18 protein-coding genes and 1 pseudogene are annotated in these 19127 nt (G+C 66.6%); 15 read left to right on the forward strand and 4 right to left on the reverse strand.

Annotation, left to right across the window (positions count from 1 at the left end):
• Window positions 1-10: 10 nt before the first annotated feature.
• Window positions 11-913, reverse strand: coding sequence for a carbon-nitrogen hydrolase (locus BMY30_RS03295; protein WP_089710579.1), 903 nt, complete (start codon window positions 911-913; stop codon window positions 11-13).
• Between the two features lie 108 nt (window positions 914-1021).
• Complete coding sequence (locus BMY30_RS03300) at window positions 1022-2065, reverse strand: agmatine deiminase family protein (RefSeq protein ID WP_089710581.1); 1044 nt, start codon at window positions 2063-2065, stop codon at window positions 1022-1024.
• A gap of 151 nt (window positions 2066-2216) precedes the next feature.
• Here BMY30_RS03300 and BMY30_RS03305 point away from each other — a divergent pair, with 151 nt between their 5' ends.
• Window positions 2217-3458 carry a lipoprotein-releasing ABC transporter permease subunit gene (locus BMY30_RS03305; protein WP_089710583.1) on the forward strand — a complete coding sequence of 414 codons (1242 nt, stop codon included), beginning with the start codon at window positions 2217-2219 and terminating at the stop codon, window positions 3456-3458.
• Window positions 3451-4188, forward strand: coding sequence for an ABC transporter ATP-binding protein (locus BMY30_RS03310; RefSeq protein WP_089710585.1), 738 nt, complete (start codon window positions 3451-3453; stop codon window positions 4186-4188). Before BMY30_RS03305 ends, BMY30_RS03310 begins: the two co-directional genes overlap by 8 nt.
• Before the next feature lie 61 nt (window positions 4189-4249).
• Here the strand turns inward: BMY30_RS03310 and BMY30_RS03315 are convergent, their stop codons facing one another.
• Entirely contained in the window at window positions 4250-4789 is a 540-nt protein-coding gene (locus BMY30_RS03315) for a DUF2062 domain-containing protein (protein WP_089710587.1), read from the reverse strand.
• A gap of 264 nt (window positions 4790-5053) precedes the next feature.
• Between BMY30_RS03315 and BMY30_RS18085 the strand changes: the two are divergent.
• From BMY30_RS18085 to murB, 11 genes and pseudogenes are all read left to right on the forward strand, one after another.
• Window positions 5054-5917: pseudogene (locus tag BMY30_RS18085) on the forward strand (ComEC/Rec2 family competence protein); the annotation flags it as partial.
• 136 nt (window positions 5918-6053) lie between these two features.
• Window positions 6054-6740: a ComEC/Rec2 family competence protein gene (locus BMY30_RS18270; protein ID WP_280140870.1), complete on the forward strand. Its 687-nt coding sequence runs from the start codon at window positions 6054-6056 to the stop codon at window positions 6738-6740.
• Between the two features lie 12 nt (window positions 6741-6752).
• On the forward strand, window positions 6753-7220 hold the full coding sequence (locus BMY30_RS18095) for a ComEC/Rec2 family competence protein (protein ID WP_244516108.1): 468 nt from the start codon (window positions 6753-6755) through the stop codon (window positions 7218-7220).
• 39 nt (window positions 7221-7259) lie between these two features.
• Window positions 7260-7973, forward strand: a complete 714-nt coding sequence (locus BMY30_RS03325; protein WP_244516109.1) for a MotA/TolQ/ExbB proton channel family protein — start codon at window positions 7260-7262, stop codon at window positions 7971-7973.
• Entirely contained in the window at window positions 7970-8392 is a 423-nt protein-coding gene (locus BMY30_RS03330) for an ExbD/TolR family protein (RefSeq protein WP_089710588.1), read from the forward strand. Before BMY30_RS03325 ends, BMY30_RS03330 begins: the two co-directional genes overlap by 4 nt.
• Window positions 8392-10128 carry a lipid A export permease/ATP-binding protein MsbA gene (gene msbA, locus BMY30_RS03335; protein WP_089710775.1) on the forward strand — a complete coding sequence of 579 codons (1737 nt, stop codon included), beginning with the start codon at window positions 8392-8394 and terminating at the stop codon, window positions 10126-10128. Before BMY30_RS03330 ends, msbA begins: the two co-directional genes overlap by 1 nt.
• A 3-nt stretch (window positions 10129-10131) precedes the next feature.
• The gene (gene lpxK / locus BMY30_RS03340) at window positions 10132-11139 is read left to right on the forward strand and encodes a tetraacyldisaccharide 4'-kinase (RefSeq protein ID WP_089710590.1); all 1008 of its coding nucleotides are present in this window, start codon (window positions 10132-10134) and stop codon (window positions 11137-11139) included.
• Between the two features lie 19 nt (window positions 11140-11158).
• Window positions 11159-11368, forward strand: a complete 210-nt coding sequence (locus BMY30_RS03345) for a Trm112 family protein (RefSeq protein WP_089710592.1) — start codon at window positions 11159-11161, stop codon at window positions 11366-11368.
• A gap of 9 nt (window positions 11369-11377) precedes the next feature.
• Window positions 11378-12178: a 3-deoxy-manno-octulosonate cytidylyltransferase gene (gene kdsB / locus BMY30_RS03350; protein ID WP_089710594.1), complete on the forward strand. Its 801-nt coding sequence runs from the start codon at window positions 11378-11380 to the stop codon at window positions 12176-12178.
• Entirely contained in the window at window positions 12178-12654 is a 477-nt protein-coding gene (locus BMY30_RS03355; protein ID WP_089710595.1) for a low molecular weight protein-tyrosine-phosphatase, read from the forward strand. Before kdsB ends, BMY30_RS03355 begins: the two co-directional genes overlap by 1 nt.
• Window positions 12651-13670 (forward strand): UDP-N-acetylmuramate dehydrogenase, encoded by a 1020-nt coding sequence (gene murB / locus BMY30_RS03360; protein WP_089710597.1) that lies wholly within the window; start codon window positions 12651-12653, stop codon window positions 13668-13670. Before BMY30_RS03355 ends, murB begins: the two co-directional genes overlap by 4 nt.
• A 62-nt stretch (window positions 13671-13732) precedes the next feature.
• On the opposite strand, the gene rne is transcribed toward murB, so the two are convergent.
• Complete coding sequence (rne, locus tag BMY30_RS03365; protein ID WP_089710599.1) at window positions 13733-16945, reverse strand: ribonuclease E; 3213 nt, start codon at window positions 16943-16945, stop codon at window positions 13733-13735.
• Window positions 16946-17508: 563 nt separating this feature from the next.
• Here rne and BMY30_RS03370 point away from each other — a divergent pair.
• On the forward strand, window positions 17509-18456 hold the full coding sequence (locus tag BMY30_RS03370) for an RluA family pseudouridine synthase (RefSeq protein ID WP_089710602.1): 948 nt from the start codon (window positions 17509-17511) through the stop codon (window positions 18454-18456).
• A gap of 12 nt (window positions 18457-18468) precedes the next feature.
• Window positions 18469-19119, forward strand: coding sequence for an HAD-IA family hydrolase (locus tag BMY30_RS03375; RefSeq protein WP_089710604.1), 651 nt, complete (start codon window positions 18469-18471; stop codon window positions 19117-19119).
• Window positions 19120-19127 lie beyond the last annotated feature (8 nt).

The following is a 19127-nucleotide window of genomic DNA, read 5'->3' on the forward strand; positions in this document are numbered from 1 at the left end:
CGCTGCGGCCTTAGTCCCGATACCTTCGCGTCAGGTCCCCGTAGGCGTCAATCCGGCGGTCGCGCAGGTACGGCCAGATGCGTCGCACCTCCTCGCTGCGCGTCATGTCCAGTGTCACCAGCATCCGTTTCGCCTCCTGGCCGGCATGGGCGAGCAACTCGCCCTGGGGGCCGCAGATGAAGCTGCCGCCCCAGAAGTCGACACCCGGCGTGGCCCCGGAAGGATCCGGTTCATGGCCGACACGGTTGGCGACGATCACCGGCAGGCCATTGGCCACGCCATGGCTGCGCTGGACCAGGGTCCAGGCCTCCTTCTGTCGCTGTTTTTCCGGGGTGTCGTCCGGCGGATGCCAGCCGATGGCGGTGGGGTAGAGCAGCAGCTCCGCGCCGGCCAGGGCCATCAGCCGCGCGGCTTCCGGGTACCACTGGTCCCAGCACACCAGCACGCCCAGGCGCCCCAGGGAAGTGTCGATCGGCTGGAAGCCCTGGCCGCGGCCGTCGTCCTGGTCCCCGGGCGTGAAGTAAAATTTCTCGTAGAAGCCCGGATCGTCGGGGATATGCATCTTGCGGTAGTGGCCTACGCGGCCACGATCACGGTCGTAGACCACGGCAGTATTGTGATAGAGGCCGGGTGCGCGGCGTTCGAACAGCGAGCCCACCAGCACGATGTCGAGTTCCTTCGCCAGGGCTGCCAGTCGCGTGCCGGTCGGCCCGTCGAGGGGCTCGGCCAGGTCGAAGACCTCGGTGTCCTCGGTCTGGCAGAAGTAATGGGTGGCGTGAAGTTCCTGGAGCAGCACTAGCTGGGCCCCTGCAGTGGCCAGCTCGCGAATGCCGGTTTCGCTCTCGGCGAGGCTCCTGGCCTTGTCAGGCCAGGCGGGCTGCTGTACCAGGCCGACCTTCAGATGACGGGTCATGTCAAAATTCTCCTCGTACGCGAATGCTTGAAGCTGATCCAGCAAACAGACTGAGAGGGGGTGCTGAAAATAGCACCTCGTCTCCGGACTGTCTCCGGCGCCTCTATCTCAGTTGAACACTGCCAGGCTGCCCCGGGGCAGTTGCATGGTCAGGCAGTGCAGGCTGCCGTGCTGACGGATCACGCTGCGGCAATCGATGGGCACGATATCACGTCCCGGAAAGGCCTCGCCGAGGGCAGCAAGGGCCAGGCTGTCCGCGGCATCGCCATAGACCGGAACAAGCACGGCGTCATTGATGATCAGGAAGTTGGCGTAGGTGGCCGGGAGTCGGTGGCCATCATCGGGATCCCTGCAGGCCGCCGGCCAGGGCAGGGGGATCAACCGGTAGGGCTCGCCGTCGGCGCGGCGCAGGGCTCGCAGTTCGGTTTCCATGGCGGCCAATGCCGAGTAGTGGGGATCTTCTGGATCGTCGCACTTGACGTAGGCCAGCGTGGCCGGATCGCAGAAACGCACCAGGGTATCCACATGGCTGTCGGTATCGTCACCCTCAAGATGGCCGCGGGTCAGCCACAGCACCCGTGTGACGCCGAGGTCCGCCTTCAGGCGTGTCTCGAGGGCTGTCCTGTCGAGGCTGGGGTTGCGGTTGGGGTTGAGCAGGCAGGCCTCGGTGGTCAGCAATGTGCCCTCGCCATCGGTGTCGATGGCCCCACCCTCAAGCACCAGCTCGCGCGACTCCACCGGGCAGGCGAAGGTGCCGGCGTCTGCCAGCCGACGCGTCAGGGTATTGTCGCGCTCGGCCTCGAACTTGCCGCCCCAGCCGGTGAAGACGTAGTCGAGCAGGATAGACTCGCCGTCACGCACTACGCCGAGGGGGCCATGGTCGCGGGCCCAGGTGTCATCGGCGGGGGCGACCACCAGCCGCAGGCGGGCGGCCTCGACGCCGAGGCAGGCGAAGCGATGTGCCAGGTGGCTGCGGGTCGCGGTATCCGGCACGGCAATCAGCACGGCCTGGTAGCGCGCGATGGCGACCACCATGGCCTCCATCGTCGCCTCGATGCGTTCGAGCAGCGGCGCCCAGTCGCTGTAGGGACTGGGCCAGGTGAGTTGCACGGCATCCTGGGGATGCCATTCGGGGAGCAGGCGATTAGCCATCAGCGGGTCTCGTGCAGGTCGTCTAGGGCGTGCCGGCGCAATGTAGGCCGCCGCCGACAATGATGCAATGATCACGCAATCGGATGGCGCCGGCGATGCAGCCGCAGGCGAAAAACCGTACCATGGGCGCCCGCCGACAAGGAATGTGCCCATGTTCGACCGTCTCCCCTTCCTGATCGGGCTGCGCTATGTGCGCGCCAAGCGTCGCAACCATTTCATCTCCTTCATCTCGCTGACTTCCATGCTGGGCCTCATGCTGGGTGTCGCGGTGCTCATCCTGGTGCTCTCGGTGATGAACGGCTTCGACCACGAGCTACGCACCCGGGTGCTTGGCATGGTGCCGCATACCAAGATCGAGGCACCGGGTGGGCTTACCGACTGGCAGCCGCTGGCCGAGCGGCTCATGGAGCGTGAGCGGGTGATCGGCGCCGCCCCCTATGTCGAGCAGCAGGGCATGTTCTCGGTCGGTGGTCGTAACGAGGGCGCCATGGTCATCGGTATCGTGCCCGAGTGGGAAGGTCGGGTGTCGATCATCGACGAGAACATGCGCAACGGGAGCCTGGATGAGCTGACGCCCGGCGAATGGAACATCGTGCTCGGCTCTATCCTGGCCCAACGCCTGGGGGTTGGTGTGGGCGACCGGGTGACGCTGCTGGTGCCCGAGGCCTCGATCACCCCGGCCGGCGTCTTCCCACGGCTCAAGCGTTTCACCGTGAGCGGTATCTTCAGCGTCGGGGCGGACCTGGATGCCTCCCTCGCCTATGCCCACATCGACGACATGCAGACCCTGGCAAGGATGGGCGAGGCGGTCGGCGGCTTGCGCCTCGAGCTGGACGACCTCTTCGTCGCCGGCAGCGAGACTCGGGCGATCATCGACGAGCTGGGTGCCGGCTACCGAGGGCTCGACTGGACCTACTCGCATGGCAACCTCTTCCAGGCCATCCAGATGGAGAAGCGCATGATCGCGCTGCTGCTGACGGTGATCATTGCCGTGGCGGCCTTCAACATCGTCTCGACCCTGGTGATGGTGGTGACCGACAAGCGGGCCGATATCGCCATCCTGCGCACCATCGGCGCCACGCCACGCTCGATCATGGGGATCTTCATTGTCCAGGGGCTGGCGATCGGCGTGATCGGCATCCTGGTGGGCGTGACCCTGGGTGTGCTGCTGGCCTGGACCGTGTCGGACCTCATCGGCTGGGTGGAGGGTGCCTTCGGTATCCAGTTCCTCGATGCCGGGGTCTACTTCATCAGCAACCTGCCGTCGCGCCTGATCTGGAGCGATGTGGGTAATATCGTGTCCGCGGCCTTCGTGCTGACCTTCCTCTCCACCCTCTACCCGGCCTGGCGTGCCGCCCGGGTACAGCCTGCCGAGGTGCTGCGCTATGAGTGAGACGGCCGTGACTCCAGATGTCGATACGCCTTCCCGCGCGGGACAGGTGATGCTCGAATGCCGTGACCTGACCCGTGTCTATCGAGAAGGGCCGCGGGACCTCACCGTGCTGGATGGCCTGACGATGCAGGTGCTGGCCGGCGAGCGGGTGGCCGTGGTCGGCAGTTCCGGCTCCGGCAAGACGACGCTGCTCAACCTGCTGGGCGGCCTGGACCGTCCGAGTCGCGGCGAGGTGCATATCGCCGGCGAGTCGCTGCTGGCGCTCAATGATGCCGACCTGGGGCGCTTCCGCAACCGGCGGATCGGCTTCGTCTACCAGTTTCACCATCTGCTGGCGGAGTTCACTGCCCTGGAGAATGCCGCCCTGCCGCTGATCGTGCGCGGCCAGCGAAAGCGGGTAGCCGAAGAGCGTGCCCGCCAGTTGCTGGAGCGGGTCGGCATGGCCGAGAGGGCCGACCACAAGCCGGGTGAGCTCTCGGGTGGCGAGCGCCAGCGGGTAGCCATCGCCCGGGCGCTGGTCACCGACCCCAGCCTGGTATTGATGGACGAGCCCACCGGCAATCTGGACCAGACCACGGCGGCGAGTATCCTGGCGCTGATGGACGAGCTGGCAAGTAGCGCGGCCTGTGCCTTCGTGATCGTCACCCATGACCTCGCCCTCGCCGCCCATCAGGATCGCATCCTCCGACTAGACGGCGGACGGCTGGTCGAGCGGGCAGGGGACGACTGAGGCGGCGCGCCTCATTAGGGATGGCCGATGCCATGCGTCGGCCGTTGACATGGTGGCCTCACTACCCACGGGTAGCCGGCCGTTGTCGCCGGCGTCGCCGCGCCCGTGCCTTCCAACTGCGAGAAACCTGCCAACGCCACACCAGGCGGATGACCAGGTTGGCCAGCGCAGCAATCATTATGGCCGCGACCAGCGATCCCAGGGCCAGGGTCGGCAGGATGTCCACCAGCTGTTCGGTGATCCAGCGGGTGGATATCCGGTCCGGGGCCTGGCGGACCGGCATGTCCAGCAGCCAGGCCCCCAGGCGGTAGTTGCCATAGAAGATCAGCGGCATCGTCAGGGGGTTGGTGATCCACACCAGGCCGATGGAGAGCGGCAGGTTGCAGCGAACCAGCCAGGCCCCGAAGGCGGCCACCAGCATCTGGAAGGGAATCGGCAGCAAGGCGCTGAACAGCCCCACGGAAAAGGCATTGGCCACGCTGCGTCGCGTCAGCACCCACAACGTCGGGTTGCCGATCAGGTGATTGACGAAACGCAGGGAGCGCCGGCGCCTGAGGTCATCGGGGTGGGGCAGATAGCGCTGAAGCAGTCGGCGCGGCATTGACGAGGGGCTCGCGGCTACGAAACCCGAGCTATTATCCATACAAGTCGCGTGCCTCGCCATGATGCCCCCTCAACGTGATGCCGTAGCGGGACGGGCGCGTCGCCATCCTTGCCGTTCAGGGACGATGCCATGCAACTGGGCCTGGCCATTCCCCTGGCATTCGCCGTGCTGGCCGGTGTGCTGGGGGGCCATCTTGCCGTACCGGGGACCATAGAGGCTTTTGCCGTTGGCCTGCTGGTCGTGCGTCGACTTCATCTGGCGATGGGGCTGGTGGTGGCGGCCCTGGTGGCGGTCCAGCTGTTGATGGTGCGCGGTGGTGAGCTCGCGCCCGGCCTGACTCGGCAAGACCTCCGGCTGGAGGGGCGCCTGGTCTCGGTGGCCAGCGACGAGCGGCTGACACGGCTGGTACTGGAGGTCACCGAGTGTCGCCCCCTGGCAGAGACGCTGCCCGATTGTCGCGATCTCGAGCGGGTCCGGCTCTCCTTCTTCGGGGCACCGGCCATGGTGCCCGGCGAGCGCTGGCGGTTGACGGTGCGTCTGCGTCCGCCGGCGGGCTTCGCCAACCCCGGTACCTTCGACTATCGCGGCTGGCTGTGGCGGGAGGGTATTCAGGCCAGCGGCTATGTACGCCGCGACCCGTCTCCTCACCGCCTGGCCACTGCTCCCTTCTCGCTGCGCCGACTGGCCCTCGCACATCTCGATGAGCAGGAACTGGCGGCGCACCATCGGCGCTGGCTGGCGGCCCTGACCCTGGGGGCGAGCGAGCGACTCGAGCCACACGACTGGGACCTGCTCAATGCCACCGGAACTACCCATCTGATGGTGATCTCCGGGCTGCACGTGGGGCTGGTGGCGGCTTTCTCGCTATGGCTGGCACGCGGGCTGGCCCGGCTAGTCACCCCCGGGGCCTGGCGGCTGACGGTCTGGCCCTGGTGGCTGGCGGGGGTGGCAGCGGTGGGATATGCTGGCCTGGCAGGCCTGGAGCCCCCGGCACTGCGTGCCATGATCATGACCCTGGTGGGGTTGTGGGTGGCCAGCGGGCGTCATGCGCCCGGTCCTTGGCAGGCGTGGTGGCTGGCTCTGGCGCTGGTATTGTTGGTCGACCCGCTGTCGGCCTGGCGTCCCGGTCTCTGGCTGTCGTTCGGCGCCGTGGCATTGCTGATCCTGATCTGGCAGGGCAGGGCAGGGCAGGGCGCGGCCGATAGGGGTGACCGGCTGGCTCTGGGCCTTGGTTCGTACTCAGCTGCTGCTGGCTCCGCTGATGGCCGCGGCGGTACTGCTGGCCTTCGACCGTATGGCTCCGGCGGCCCCGCTGGTCAATCTGGTCGCCGTCCCCCTGGTCAGCAGTCTGCTGGTGCCGCTGGGGCTGCTCGGCTGGCTGACCGCCTGGCTGCCGCCCCTGTCGGCATTGTGCTGGGCCCTGTTCGGTCTGCTGGTTGACGGGTTGGCATGGTTGCTGGAGCTCGCCGCTACCTGGTTGCCCCTTTGGTTGCCGGCTTCGTCGCTGGTGATCCCGCTGGGATTGGCCTTGGGCCTCGCCGCCCTGCTATGGGCGCTGCCCGGCCTGGTTCCACGCCTGCGACTGGCCGCCACGGCGCTATTGTTGGTGGTGCCGCTGAGTCTCTTCTCATCATCTCCGGTGCCCGCCGAGGGGCTGCTGCGAGTCCGGGTGCACGATGTGGGCCAGGGCCAGCTGGTCGAACTGCGAACCGCCGGCTATCGAGCACTCTACGATACCGGGCCGCGCTTCGGTTCCGGCTTCATGCCGCTCGCCTCACTGTGGCCGCCAGGACAACGCTTCGACGATGTCATCATCAGCCATGGCGACCAGGATCATGCCGGCGGCCTGCCGGGCCTGCGCGAGCAGCATCGGGTGACGCGCTTCCTGGCACCACCCGGCGAGGCCCTCGAGGTGCCGGCCGAGGCCTGCACGGCCGGACGCTCGTAGCATCGTGACGGCGTGAATTTCCGCATTCTCTGGCCTCCGGACGAGAGCGCCGAGCTCTCGTCCAACGATCGCTCTTGCGTGCTGCTAGCGATTGTCGGCGAGCATCATCTGCTGATCACCGGGGATGTGGGGCGCGATGTCGAGCGACGTTTGCTGCGCGAGCTTCCCCCCAGGCTGACCGTGCTGGTGGCGGGGCATCACGGCAGCGCCACCAGTTCCGGCCTGCCGCTGGTGCGACGGCTGACACCGCGTCATGTGGTCTTCAGTGCGGCGCGTGACAATCCCTTCGATCACCCGGCAAGCCGTGTCGTGCGTCGATTCCGCGAGGTTGGCAGTTGTCTCTGGAGCACCGCCCATGATGGTGCCGTGACCCTGTGGCTCGGCGAGGATGGGCGCCGGCGTGTCCATACCGAGCGGCAGACAGCCTGGCGGCATGGCGGTGTCGGTGGTGGCTGCCTTGCGTTAGAATCGTCTCACTGACTTCTGGCCTCCGGGCCGTCCATCTCGAGGGGGAACGGCATGGACATGATGGATGCCCTGATCGCCGGCGGCTGGTTGATGGTACCGCTGCTGGGCTGCTCGCTAGTGGCCACGGTGATTATCATCGAGCGCCTGTGGACCCTGAGGGCCCGCCGCATCGCTCCCTACGGGTTGGGACAGGAGGTCTGTCAGCTGGTGTCACGGGGGCAGGTCAACCTCTACTGGCTGGAAGGGCACTCCCCCCTGGGTGGCGTGCTCGCGGCCGGGCTGCGCAACGCTCGGCTCGGTCACGAGCAGGTGCGCGCTCGGCTCCATGAGGCGGCCACCGCCGTGATCCACGACATGGAGCGCTTCCTGAGCCCCTTGGGTACCATCGCCGCCATCACGCCCCTGATCGGTCTGCTGGGTACCGTCGTGGGCATGATCGAGGTATTCGCGGTGATCGTCTCCGGTGACGGAGCCAGCCGTACCGCCGACCTGGCCGGCGGTATCTCCCGCGCCCTGGTCACCACCGCAGCAGGCCTCACCGTGGCGATCCCTTCGCTGATGTTTCACCGTTACTTCCAGCGCCGTGTCGAGGACATCACGGTGCGCATGGAGGAGCAGGCCGGTCAGGTAGTCGAGTACCTCGCCCACTACCCTGGCGAGCTGGTGTTGGCCGAGCGACACGGTGACGAGCCCTCACTGGGGGCGCGCGGCGGCGAGCAACTGGAGGCCGATGGGCGCATCGCCCCGAGGGTGAAGCAGCCGTGAGGTTTCCCCGGCGGCGACGCGAGCCGGTGGAGGTCAATCTGACCCCGCTGATCGACGTGGTCTTCCTGCTTCTGATCTTCTTCATGGTCTCGACTACCTTCGAGACCCGACAGGCGCTGGAACTCGAGCTCCCCGAGAGTCAGAGTGGCCAGGACATGGAAGCATCGCCGGTGACCCTGGTGGTCACTGCCGAGGGCGAATACCGACTGGGCGAGCAGACCCATAGCGGCGGCATGCTGGGTGAGGCCCTGGCCGCCGAGGCCGAGCAGGCTCGCGAGTATGGCCTGGTAGTGGAAGCCGATGGTCGTGCCGCCCACGCCGACGTGGTGCGCGTCCTGGACCTTGCCGCCAGCCTGGAGATCCGGCGCGTGCGCATCGCCACCGCCGTGGCATCAACCCCTCAAGCGGAGACACCGTGATCGAACACTCCGGCTGGACCCTCTACCGGCGCCTGCTGGGCTATGTGAAGCCCTACTGGCGAGCCTTTGCCCTGGCGATCCTGGGCTATGTCATCTATGCCGCCTCGAGCACCGCCCTGGCGGAGATGATGAAGCGGCTCATCGATGGTATCCAGAACCCCGATGCGGCCTTCCGGATCTTCCTGCCGCTCTTCGTGGTGGGCATGTTCGCGGCCCGCGGGCTCGGTACCTTCCTTGGTACCTACTTCATGAGCAGCGTGGCTCGCAACCTAGTGCACGCCCTGCGCTGCGACGTCTTCAACCACATGCTGCATCTGCCGGGACGCTTCTTCGATGACCACTCCACGGGGCATCTGATCTCGCGGGTCACCTACCATGTCGAGCAGGTCACCGGGGCCGCCACCAAGGCGGTCACCATTCTGCTGCGCGAGGGATTCTTCGTGATTGGCCTGGTGGCCTACCTGCTCTGGACCAACTGGATGCTGACCCTGCTGTTCCTGGCCGTGACGCCGCTGATCGGCGGCGTGGTCAGCTATGCCAGCAAGCGCTTCCGGCATATCTCGCGGCGCATCCAGCGCTCCATGGGCGACGTCACCCATGTCGCCTCCGAGGCGCTCTCCGGTTACCGGGTGGTGCGTACTCACGGGGCCGAGGCGTACGAGAAGGCACGCTTCGCCGAAGCCAGCGAGGTCAACCGCCGTCAGAGCATGAAGGAGGCGTTGACCAAGGCCACCAGCACGCCGGTGATCCAATTGCTGGTAGCGCTGTCGTTGGCGCTGCTGGTGTGGCTGGCGATGTCGCCGACCCTGATGGACGCGATGACGCCTGGCGAGTTCGTGGCCTTCGTCACTGCCGCCGCGCTGATGGCCAAGCCGGTGCGACAGCTCACCGAGATCAACAGCGAGATCCAGAAGGGTATTGCCGCCGCCGGGGAGCTCTTCGGCCTGCTCGAGGAGCCCCCTGAGCGCGACGAAGGCACTCGCGACCCCGGTCGCCTTGTCGGCCGGGTATGCTTCGAGGGAGTGCGCTTCGCCTACGGCGACGACCAGCCCGAGGTGCTCAAGGGCATCGACCTGGAGGTGGCTCCCGGCGAGATGATCGCCATCGTCGGCCGTTCCGGCAGCGGCAAGTCGACGCTGGTGGGCCTGCTGCCGCGCTTCTACCGGCCCACCGAGGGGCGTATTTTGATCGATGAGGTGCCCCTGGAGGAGTTCCGCCTGCAACCACTGCGCCGACAGATCGCTCTCGTCTCCCAGCAGGTCACTCTGTTCAATGCCAGTATCGCCGACAACATTGCCTATGGTATCGACGATCCCGATCCGGCGGGTATCGAGGCGGCGGCACGGGCCGCCCATGCTCACGAGTTCATCGAGCGGATGCCCGGAGGCTACGATGCCGTGGTCGGCGAGAACGGCGTGATGCTCTCCGGCGGCCAGCGCCAGCGCCTGGCCATCGCTCGGGCGATCTTCAAGGATGCGCCGCTGCTGGTTCTCGATGAGGCGACCTCGGCACTGGACACCGAATCGGAGCGCCATATCCAGGCGGCCCTGGAAAAGGTCTGCCGTGGACGAACCACTTTCGTTATCGCCCACCGCCTATCGACCATCGAACGCGCCGACCGCATTCTGGTACTCGAGCAGGGCGAGGTCGTCGAGCAGGGCAGCCATGCCGAGCTCCTCGCCCGGGACGGGGCCTATGCGGCCCTGCATCGGCTGCAGTTCCAGGAGCCTGCCTGATCCATGGCGGGTCGACTCGTCGAGCGCTGGTTGGCGGCGGCCTATCGGGGCGATGCCTGGCTGGTCGCCCTGCGGCCGCTGGAGGCCCTATATCGCCTGGTCGTGCGGCGTCGCGCCGCAGCCTATGTGGCGGGCAGAAAGGCTGTCTGGCAGGCGCCTGTGCCGGTCATCGTGGTCGGCAACATCACGCTGGGCGGCACCGGCAAGTCACCGTTGGTGGCCTGGCTGGCGAGATTTCTCGGCGAGCGGGGCTGGTCGCCCGGCATCCTTTCGCGGGGCTATGGCGGAAGCAGCGACCGCTATCCGCTGCTGTTGGACGCCGACACACCGGTGGCCGCCTGCGGCGACGAGCCTCGTATGCTGGCGGACCAGACGGGACTGCCGGTGGTGGTCGACCCGGACCGCACCCGGGGCGCGAGACGACTGTTGGCGGCGGGGTGCGATATCCTGATCAGCGATGATGGCCTGCAGCACCTGGCACTGGGTCGTGACCTGGAGTTCGTGGTCGTGGATGGCCGTCGTGGGTTCGGCAACGGCCGTTGCCTGCCGGCGGGGCCGCTGCGTGAGCCGCTGACTCGTCTCGACGGGACGGATGCCGTGGTGATCAATGGCGAGCCGGCCTTCGACCCGCCCGCCGGGGCCCACGGCATGGCCCTGGTGCCATCGGCCTGGCGTCGCCTCGACGACAGCAGGCGAGTGCCGCCCACGCCGCTACCCTTCGCCGGGCCGGTACATGCCCTGGCCGGGATCGGTCACCCGGCGCGCTTTTTCGCCACCCTGGAAGAGCTGGGCGTGGAGCCGATCACCCACGCCTTCGCCGATCACCATCGCTTCACGGCGGCCGACCTGGCCTTCGATGACCATCGGCCGGTCGTGATGACGTCCAAGGACGCAGTCAAGTGTCGCGGGCTGGCACCCGTCGACAGCTGGGTCCTCGAGGTGGAAGCCCGACCCGAGGCCGCCTTCATCGACTGGCTGCAGGCGCGGCTGGTATCACTCTCAACCCAATGAAACCATCCGAGGGGGAGTCATGGACAAGGAACTGCTGGCGATGCTGGTCTGCCCACTGTGCAAGGGCAAGCTGAAGTACGACCGCGAGGCCGGTGAACTGGTGTGCCGCTTCGATGGTCTCGCCTATCCGATTCGCGACGGCATCCCGGTGATGTTGCCCGAGGAAGCCCGAGCGATGGACGTCGACGAGAAACTGCACGACTCTTCCGGTCGCAGCGGCGAGTCCTGAGGAGGTTCCATGCAGGAGTTCATCGCCGTCATACCGGCGCGCTTCGCTTCTTCACGGCTGCCCGGCAAGCCGCTGGCCGAGATTGCGGGGGAGCCCATGGTGGCCCACGTCTGGCGACGGGCACGGGAAAGCGCTGCCGCTCGGGTGGTGGTGGCTACCGACGATCGGCGCATTGCCGAGGTGCTGGCTCCCTTTGGCGCGGAGGTGCTGTTGACCGCCGTTGATCACCCCTCGGGAACCGATCGCCTGGCCGAAGTGGCCGAGCGACTGGGCCTGGCCGATGATGCCGTGCTGGTCAATGTCCAGGGCGACGAGCCGCTGATCCCGCCGCTGCTGATCGACCAGGTGGCGGCGCGGCTCTTCGATGATCCGGACGCCTCTATCGCCACCCTGGCCGAGCCGATCAGCGACGTCGAGACGCTCTTCAACCCCAATGCGGTCAAGGTGGTGCGTGCGCTTTCCGGTCGCGCCCTCTACTTCTCGCGGGCTCCTGTTCCTTGGGATAGAGAGTCCTGGAATAGAGAGGCCTGGGACAGGGACGCCGTCACCCATCGCCCCGAACTGCTAGAGACAACTGCCTGGCTGCGGCATATTGGCCTCTACGCCTATCGCGCTGGCTTCCTTGCCGAGTACCGTGACTGGGCCCCTTCGCCGCTGGAGCGCCTGGAGCAGCTCGAGCAGTTGCGTGCCCTGCACCATGGCCATGCCATTCAGGTGGCCCTGGCCGGGGTACCGCACCCGGCTGGGGTGGACACCGAGGAAGACCTGGCACGGGTCCGTGAGCTGATGCAGCTTCCGGGAGGTCATTGATGCGCGTGCTCTTCGTCTGTCTCGGCAACATCTGCCGTTCTCCCACCGCCGAGGGCGTATTCCGCCGCCTGCTCGATGAACATGGCCTGGCCCATCGCGTAGCGGTAGACTCCTGCGGCATCGGCCCCTGGCACGTGGGCAAGGCGCCGGACCCGCGGGCCTGCGAGGCCGCCGCTCGCCGTGGCATCGACCTCTCGGAATTTCGCGCCCGGCAGCTCGCCGATGACGACTTCGAGCGCTTCGACATGCTGCTGGCCATGGACCATGACAACCTCGCGGCCATCGAGGCGCGGCGTCCGCCCCATAGCCAGGTGCCGGCACGGCTTTTCCTGGAGTATGCCGGCTATCCTGACCGCGCCGTACCCGACCCCTACTACGGGGGTGATCAGGGCTTCGACGAGGTGCTGGATCTGGTCGAGGCGGCCTCCCGTGGTCTGCTGGAGGAGATCGAGGCGCGCCGGGAGCGCAGGCCTTGAGCCTGGTGGTCCAGGCCCGCCACGACCTCTCCCGGGCCAATACCCTGGGGCTGCCCTGCCAGGCGGAGCACTTCGCCGCGCCAGAAAGCGTCTGCGAGCTGCGCGAGGCGCTGGACCTGGCCCATTGCGAGGGCTGGCAACTGACCCTGCTAGGCGGCGGCAGCAACTTGATCCTGCCGGCATGGCTCCCGGGCCTGGTTATCCGGCCGTCCATGCAGGGCTGGTGGTTGGAAGAGGGCGAGGGTGACACGGTCCTCGTCCATGCCGAGGCCGCGGTGGTATGGCACGAACTGGTCATGGCGCTGGTCGGCAAGGGCCTCTGGGGCATCGAGAATCTGGCCCTGATTCCCGGTCACTGCGGTGCCGCGCCGATCCAGAACATCGGCGCCTACGGCGTGGAACTGAGCGATGCCATCGAGGCCGTGCACCTGGTCCATCTCGACGATGGCCGTGAGGCAGTCCTATCGCCGAAGGAGTGCGCCTTCGGCTACCGGGACAGCGTCTTCAAGGGGGCTTTTGCCGGGCGAGTGGTGATCACCCGGCTGGTGTTGCGACTGTCGCGCACGCCGCGTCCCCGTCTCGGCTATGGTGATCTGGCCGCTCGGGTTGCTGCCGAGCCCTCGGCACTGGACGTGGCCGAGGCGGTCTGTGCAATCCGTCGCGAGAAACTGCCCGATCCGACCGTGCTGGGCAATGCCGGGAGTTTCTTCAAGAATCCCGTGGTGGAGGCCAACCTGGCCTCTCGGCTGATGGTCGATTACCCGACGATGCCGCACTTCCCCCAGGCAGAAGGCAGAGTGAAGCTGGCAGCCGGTTGGCTGATCGACCAGTGCGGCCTCAAGGGCTGGCGAGAGGGACACTTTGGTATGCATGAGCGCCAGGCGCTGGTGCTGGTGCACTTCGGTGGTGGCAATGCGGCGGAACTGCTCGATTTTGCCGGCCGGGTGGCTGACAGCGTGAGCGAGCGTTTCGGCGTGATCCTGGAGCGTGAGCCTCGACTCGTCGAGCCGGCCTGACACGACAGCGCCCGCAGCCATGGCTGCGGGCGCTGTCATTGCTGCAGGACTTAAGTGGGCTCTCAGCCCTGCTTGCCTTCCTGGGCCTTGGCCTCCTTCTCACGACGACGGATCTCTCGCGGATCGTTGTGAGCGCGGCGACGGCGGCGATTGGCGCGAGCCTCCTCCGACGTCTCTTCGGCCTTCGCTGCCGGCGGGGCATCGGCAGTCTTTTCCTCCGGCTTCTGCTCAGCCTCCGGGACATCCGACCTGGTCTCGGCAAATTTCTCGGCTTTCGGCGCTTGCGACGGCGCCTCGGCGTCGGCCGTCGCTGCCGGCGGGGCATCGGCAGCCTTCTCCTCCGGCTTTTGCTCAGCCTTCGGGGCATCCGACTGGGCTTCGGCGGATTTCTTGGCATTCGGCGCTTGCGACGGCGCCTCGGCGTCGGCCGTCGCTGCCGGCGGGGCATCGGCAGCCTTCTCCTCCGGCTTTTGCTCAGCCTTCGGGGCATCCGACTGGGCTTCGGCGGATTTCCCGGCCTCGGCCTTCGGCGCTTCCGACGTTGCATCGGCTTTCGCTTCGGCGGACTTCTGCTTAGCCTTCGGTGCCTTGGCCTCGACGCCCTCCTCGGCAGAGTTCTGCTCGGCCTCCGGCTTCGCCCCTGCAGGCTGCTCAGCCTGTTTCTGCTTGGCCTTGGGCTTTGCATCAGCGGGCTTGTCGACCTGCTCCTGCTCCTGCTCGGCTTTCGGCGCCTCGGCCTCGGCGGGCTTTTCGGCCGGCTTTTTCTCAGCCTTCGGTGTCTCGACCTTGGGTTCTGCCTGTACTCCTGCGTCGGCAGGGGGCGTCTCGGCCTCGGCGGCCTGGTCGCTTGTCTGCTTGGCGGTTTCTGACTCGGCCCCCGCTTCCGCAGGCTTGGTCACCTGGCCATCTGGCTGCTTGGCTGCCTCGGTTTCGGGCTCGGCCTCTGCGACTTCCATCTGCAGGCGCTGCTGCTCATCTACTGCCTTAGGGTTGATGGCATGCTTGCGCGTGCGTTGGCGCGGGTTGTTGCGAGTGCGCTTGGGCTTGCCGTCATCCACGGGGGCCTCGGCGGCCGCCGGCTTCTCAGCACGTGTTTCGCTCGTCTTCTCGGCAGGCTTGTCGCTGCCTTTCTGGCGGCGTCCATCGTCGCGAGGCTTGTCGTCACGCTTCTGATCACGAGGCTTATCGTCACGTGGCTTGTCATCACGTGACTTGGGTGCTTCCTGTTGCCGCGTCTGGCGATTTTCGTCAGGACGACCGCCGCGTCCACGGCCGCCACGGTTGCCGCGATTGTCACGCTTGTCGTTGCCTTCCGTCTTGCCCTCGCCCCCCTTGTTTTCCTGGCGTGTGTTTTCCTGACGTGTCGAGCTGGCTGGTTCATTGCTGCGCGAGCGACGCTGGCGGCCATTGCGCTCGTTACGCTCGTCATCGCGCTGGGCAGGCTTGCGTGCGCCCTGATCACTGCGCGAATCACCCGAGCGGGTGGACGCTTTCTGCTCGGTGCCGACCGGTGCCTCGTCGCTGCCGAGCAGCCTGGTCAGGCCCTTGACCAGGCGACCCAGCACGCCGGCCTGGGGTTCGGCGACGGGTGGAGCGGCCGGCGGCTTGGTTGCTGCCTGGGGTGGCGTCGGGGTTGGTGTCTGCTCTTCCTGCAGGGATGCGGGCGCCGGCTCGTGGTGTATCACTGTCTTTACGGCAGCCTCGGCACGCTGAACCGGCTTGCCGAAGGCGGCCTCCGGCTCCTTGCCCACCTCGCTGTCGGTGGACAACTCGAAGCTGGACAGGGTCGTGGTGCCTTCCTCGTCCACGTGGTCCTCGCGCAGGCGTTGGACGTCGTAATGGGGCGTGTCCATGTCCGGGTTGGGCAGCATTACCACGCGCACGCCCTGGCGCCGCTCGATCTCGGCCAGTACGGCGCGCTTCTCGTTGAGCAGGTAGGTGGCCACCGGGACCGGCAGGATGGCACGGATCTGGGCGCTGCGCTCCTTCATTGCCTCTTCCTCGATGAGGCGCATGATGGAAAGTGAAATGGAGCGCACGTCGCGGATGGTGCCCTGGCCGTCGCAGCGCGGGCAGACCACACCGCTGGTCTCGCCCAGCGAGGGGCGCAGGCGCTGGCGAGACATCTCCATCAGGCCGAAGCGCGAGATGCGGCCAATCTGCACGCGGGCGCGATCCAGCTTGAGCGCGTCGCGCATGCGGTTCTCGACGTCGCGTTGGTTGCGGGCCGGGCTCATGTCGATGAAGTCGATCACCACCAGGCCGCCGATGTCGCGCAGGCGCAACTGGCGGGCGGTCTCATCGGCCGCTTCCAGGTTGGTCTGCAGCGCGGTCTCCTCGATATCGCTGCCGCGAGTGGCACGCGCCGAGTTGATGTCGATGGAGACCAGTGCCTCGGTATGGTCGATGACGATCGAGCCGCCGGAGGGCAGCTTGACCTCGCGCTCATAGGCGGTCTCGATCTGCGACTCGATCTGGAAACGCGAGAAGAGCGGGACTTCGTCGACGTATAGCTTGATCTTCTGCTGGTAGGAGGGCATTACCTGGCGGATGAAGGCCAGGGCCTCCTGATGGACCTCCTCGCTGTCGATCAACACCTCGCCGATGTCCTGGCGCAGGTAGTCGCGCATGGCGCGGATGATGACGTTGGATTCACGGTAGATCAGAAAGGGCGCCGGGCGCTTGCTGGCCTCTTCGGTGATCGACTCCCAGACCTGTACCAGGTAGTCCAGGTCCCACTGCAGCTCCTCGGGAGAGCGGCCGATGCCGGCCGTACGCACGATCAGACCCATCTTGTCGGGCACGGTCAGCTGGCTCATGGCCTCCTTGAGCTCGCTGCGCTCCTCGCCCTCGATGCGCCGCGAGATGCCGCCGGCACGGGGATTGTTGGGCATCAGTACCAGGAAGCGACCGGCGAGGCTGATGAAGGTGGTCAGGGCAGCACCCTTGTTGCCGCGCTCCTCCTTGTCCACCTGGACGATGACTTCCTGACCCTCCTTGAGCACCTCCTTGATGCTGGGACGGCCCGAGGGTTCCTTCAGGAAGTAGTCGCGAGATATCTCCTTGAGGGGCAAGAAGCCGTGACGGTCGGCACCGAAGTCGACGAAAGCGGCTTCGAGGGAGGGTTCTACCCGGGTGATCTTGCCGCGGTAGATGTTGGCTTTCTTCTGTTCCCGGGCACCGGACTCTATGTCCAGGTCGTAGAGGCGTTGTCCATCGACCAGCGCGACCCGCAGCTCTTCGGGCTGGGTCGCATTGATGAGCATCCGTTTCATGTCGTCTCGCAAGTAGGGACGTGCCGGACGGCGGTCAACGACGGAGGCGAACCGCTGGTTGCTGCGTGCTTGTGCTCAGCGCATGTCGCGGATGCGGTAGTGCGCCCGGCCGTCCCGAGTCATCCTTGCACGATGGAACCGACACGGCATGATCATGTTGAGTACGGGGCGGAGGCAGGACATGTCTCGGTGGGACGTCGCCCATCCGGCCCTGGGGTCACCGCCAACACCTGGCATTCATCGATCCGCCAACGCCGACCTTCGGCACGTTGTTGTACGTATCCCATGGACTCCGGCCGTGCTGCAAAAAGCGAGGCCGGAGCCGGGCGTGGCGTTGTATCGTTTGTTTCTCGGCGGCGGGACCTCGAATTGGCAAGGATCGTCGCGGCCTGATCTTTTCGCTCCGGCCTGCGTGTCTGTCGTGCAGGCGCTCTGGGGTCGTGACAACCCATTGAAGCGAACTGGCAATATACCAGCAAAGGGGGGTGGTCAGCAATTGGCGCAGGATGGCGTGCACTGCGGTAGAATGCGCCTTTCGAGCAGGTATCCAGTGGAGTTGGGGCATGGCCGAAGGGCGCGACGTGCAGTGGTTGGAAGTGACCGAGGGCCAGGTCGGACAGCGGGTCGATAATTTCCTGTTGGCGCGCATGAAGGGGGCGCCCAGAGCGCTCATCTACCGCATCGTGCGCAAGGGCGAGGTGCGGGTGAACAAGAAGCGGGTCAAGGCCGACACTCGTCTGGCACTGGGCGACATGGTGCGGATCCCACCGCTGCGCCTCACACCTCGCGAGGCGGTACGCGATGTCAGCGACAACCTGCGCAACCTGCTCGCCGGTAGCGTGCTGCTGGAGGGGCGCGACTGGCTGGTGATCAACAAGCCCTCGGGACTCGCTGTGCATGGCGGCAGCGGAGTAAAGATCGGCCTGATCGAGGCGTTACGCCAGGTGCGCGAGGATCTCGACTTCCTGGAGCTGGTTCATCGGCTGGACCGCGATACCTCGGGCTGCCTGTTGCTGGCCAAGTCGCGTCCCGCGCTGCTGGCCCTCAACGCCTCGCTCAAGGAGCGCCAGATGGACAAGCAGTACCTGGCGCTGGTAGCCGGTCGCTGGCCGGCACGTCGCGACTTCGTCAGCGCCCGGCTCGACCGCTTCGAGCTCGCCAACGGCGAGCGACGCGTTAGGGTCGAGGCCGCCGGCAAGGTGTCCCGGACACGCTTCGCGGTGCGTGAGGCCTTCGAGAAGGTCACCTTGGTCGAGGCCGAGCCGGTCACTGGACGGACCCACCAGATTCGCGTGCATGCGGCCCATGCCGGCCATCCGTTACTTGGCGACGACAAGTACGGCAGCCGCGAGAGCCAGAGGCTCTCCGCCACCTTGGGCCTGTCGCGACTCTTCCTGCATGCCGCGGCCCTGACCTTTCCCGAGCCCAGCAGTGGTCGGCCGGTGAAGATCAAGGCACCGTTGCCGGATGAACTCGATTCGGTGCTTGCTCGCGCTCGCCAGTCCCGCTGACACGGAGGCTTCATGCGCTATCGACTGGCCATCTTCGACTGGGATGGCACCCTGATGGACTCCATTGCACGGATCGTCTCCAGCATGCAGGCGGCCTCTATAGAAGCCGGCTGGGGCGAGCTGGACGCGGAGGCGGTCCGCAACATCATCGGCCTGGGGTTGCCCGAAGCCATCGCCACACTCTGCCCCGGGATCGACGCCGAGCGTGCCGAGTTGCTGAAGGCGCGCTACGCCTACCATTTCGTCGAGGGCGACACCGGCCCCATGCGCTTCTATCCCGGTGTCGAGGCCGGGCTGGCACGGTTGCGGGGCAGGACGGACCAGCGCCTCGCCGTGGCCACCGGCAAGAGTCGTCGTGGCCTGGAGCGCATCTTCCGCGAGAGTGGTAGCGGTGGTTGGTTCCATGCCAGCCGTACCGCCGATGAAACCCTCTCCAAGCCGCATCCCCGGATGCTGGAGGAGCTCCTCGTCGAGCTCGATGTCGGGGTCGGCGAGGCGGTGATGATCGGCGATACCGAATATGACCTTGAGATGGCCCGGTCGCTGGGTATGGATCGGGTGGCGGTGACCTGGGGCGTGCATGCTCCACAGCGTCTGTCCGCCAGCCGTCCGGTGTTCACGGCTGAGGCGGTGCCCGACCTCTTTGACTGGCTGTATGGCTAGCTGACCAA

Origin of the sequence: Halomonas daqiaonensis (genome assembly GCF_900109725.1) — a bacterium.
Lineage (GTDB): Bacteria > Pseudomonadota > Gammaproteobacteria > Pseudomonadales > Halomonadaceae > Halomonas > Halomonas daqiaonensis.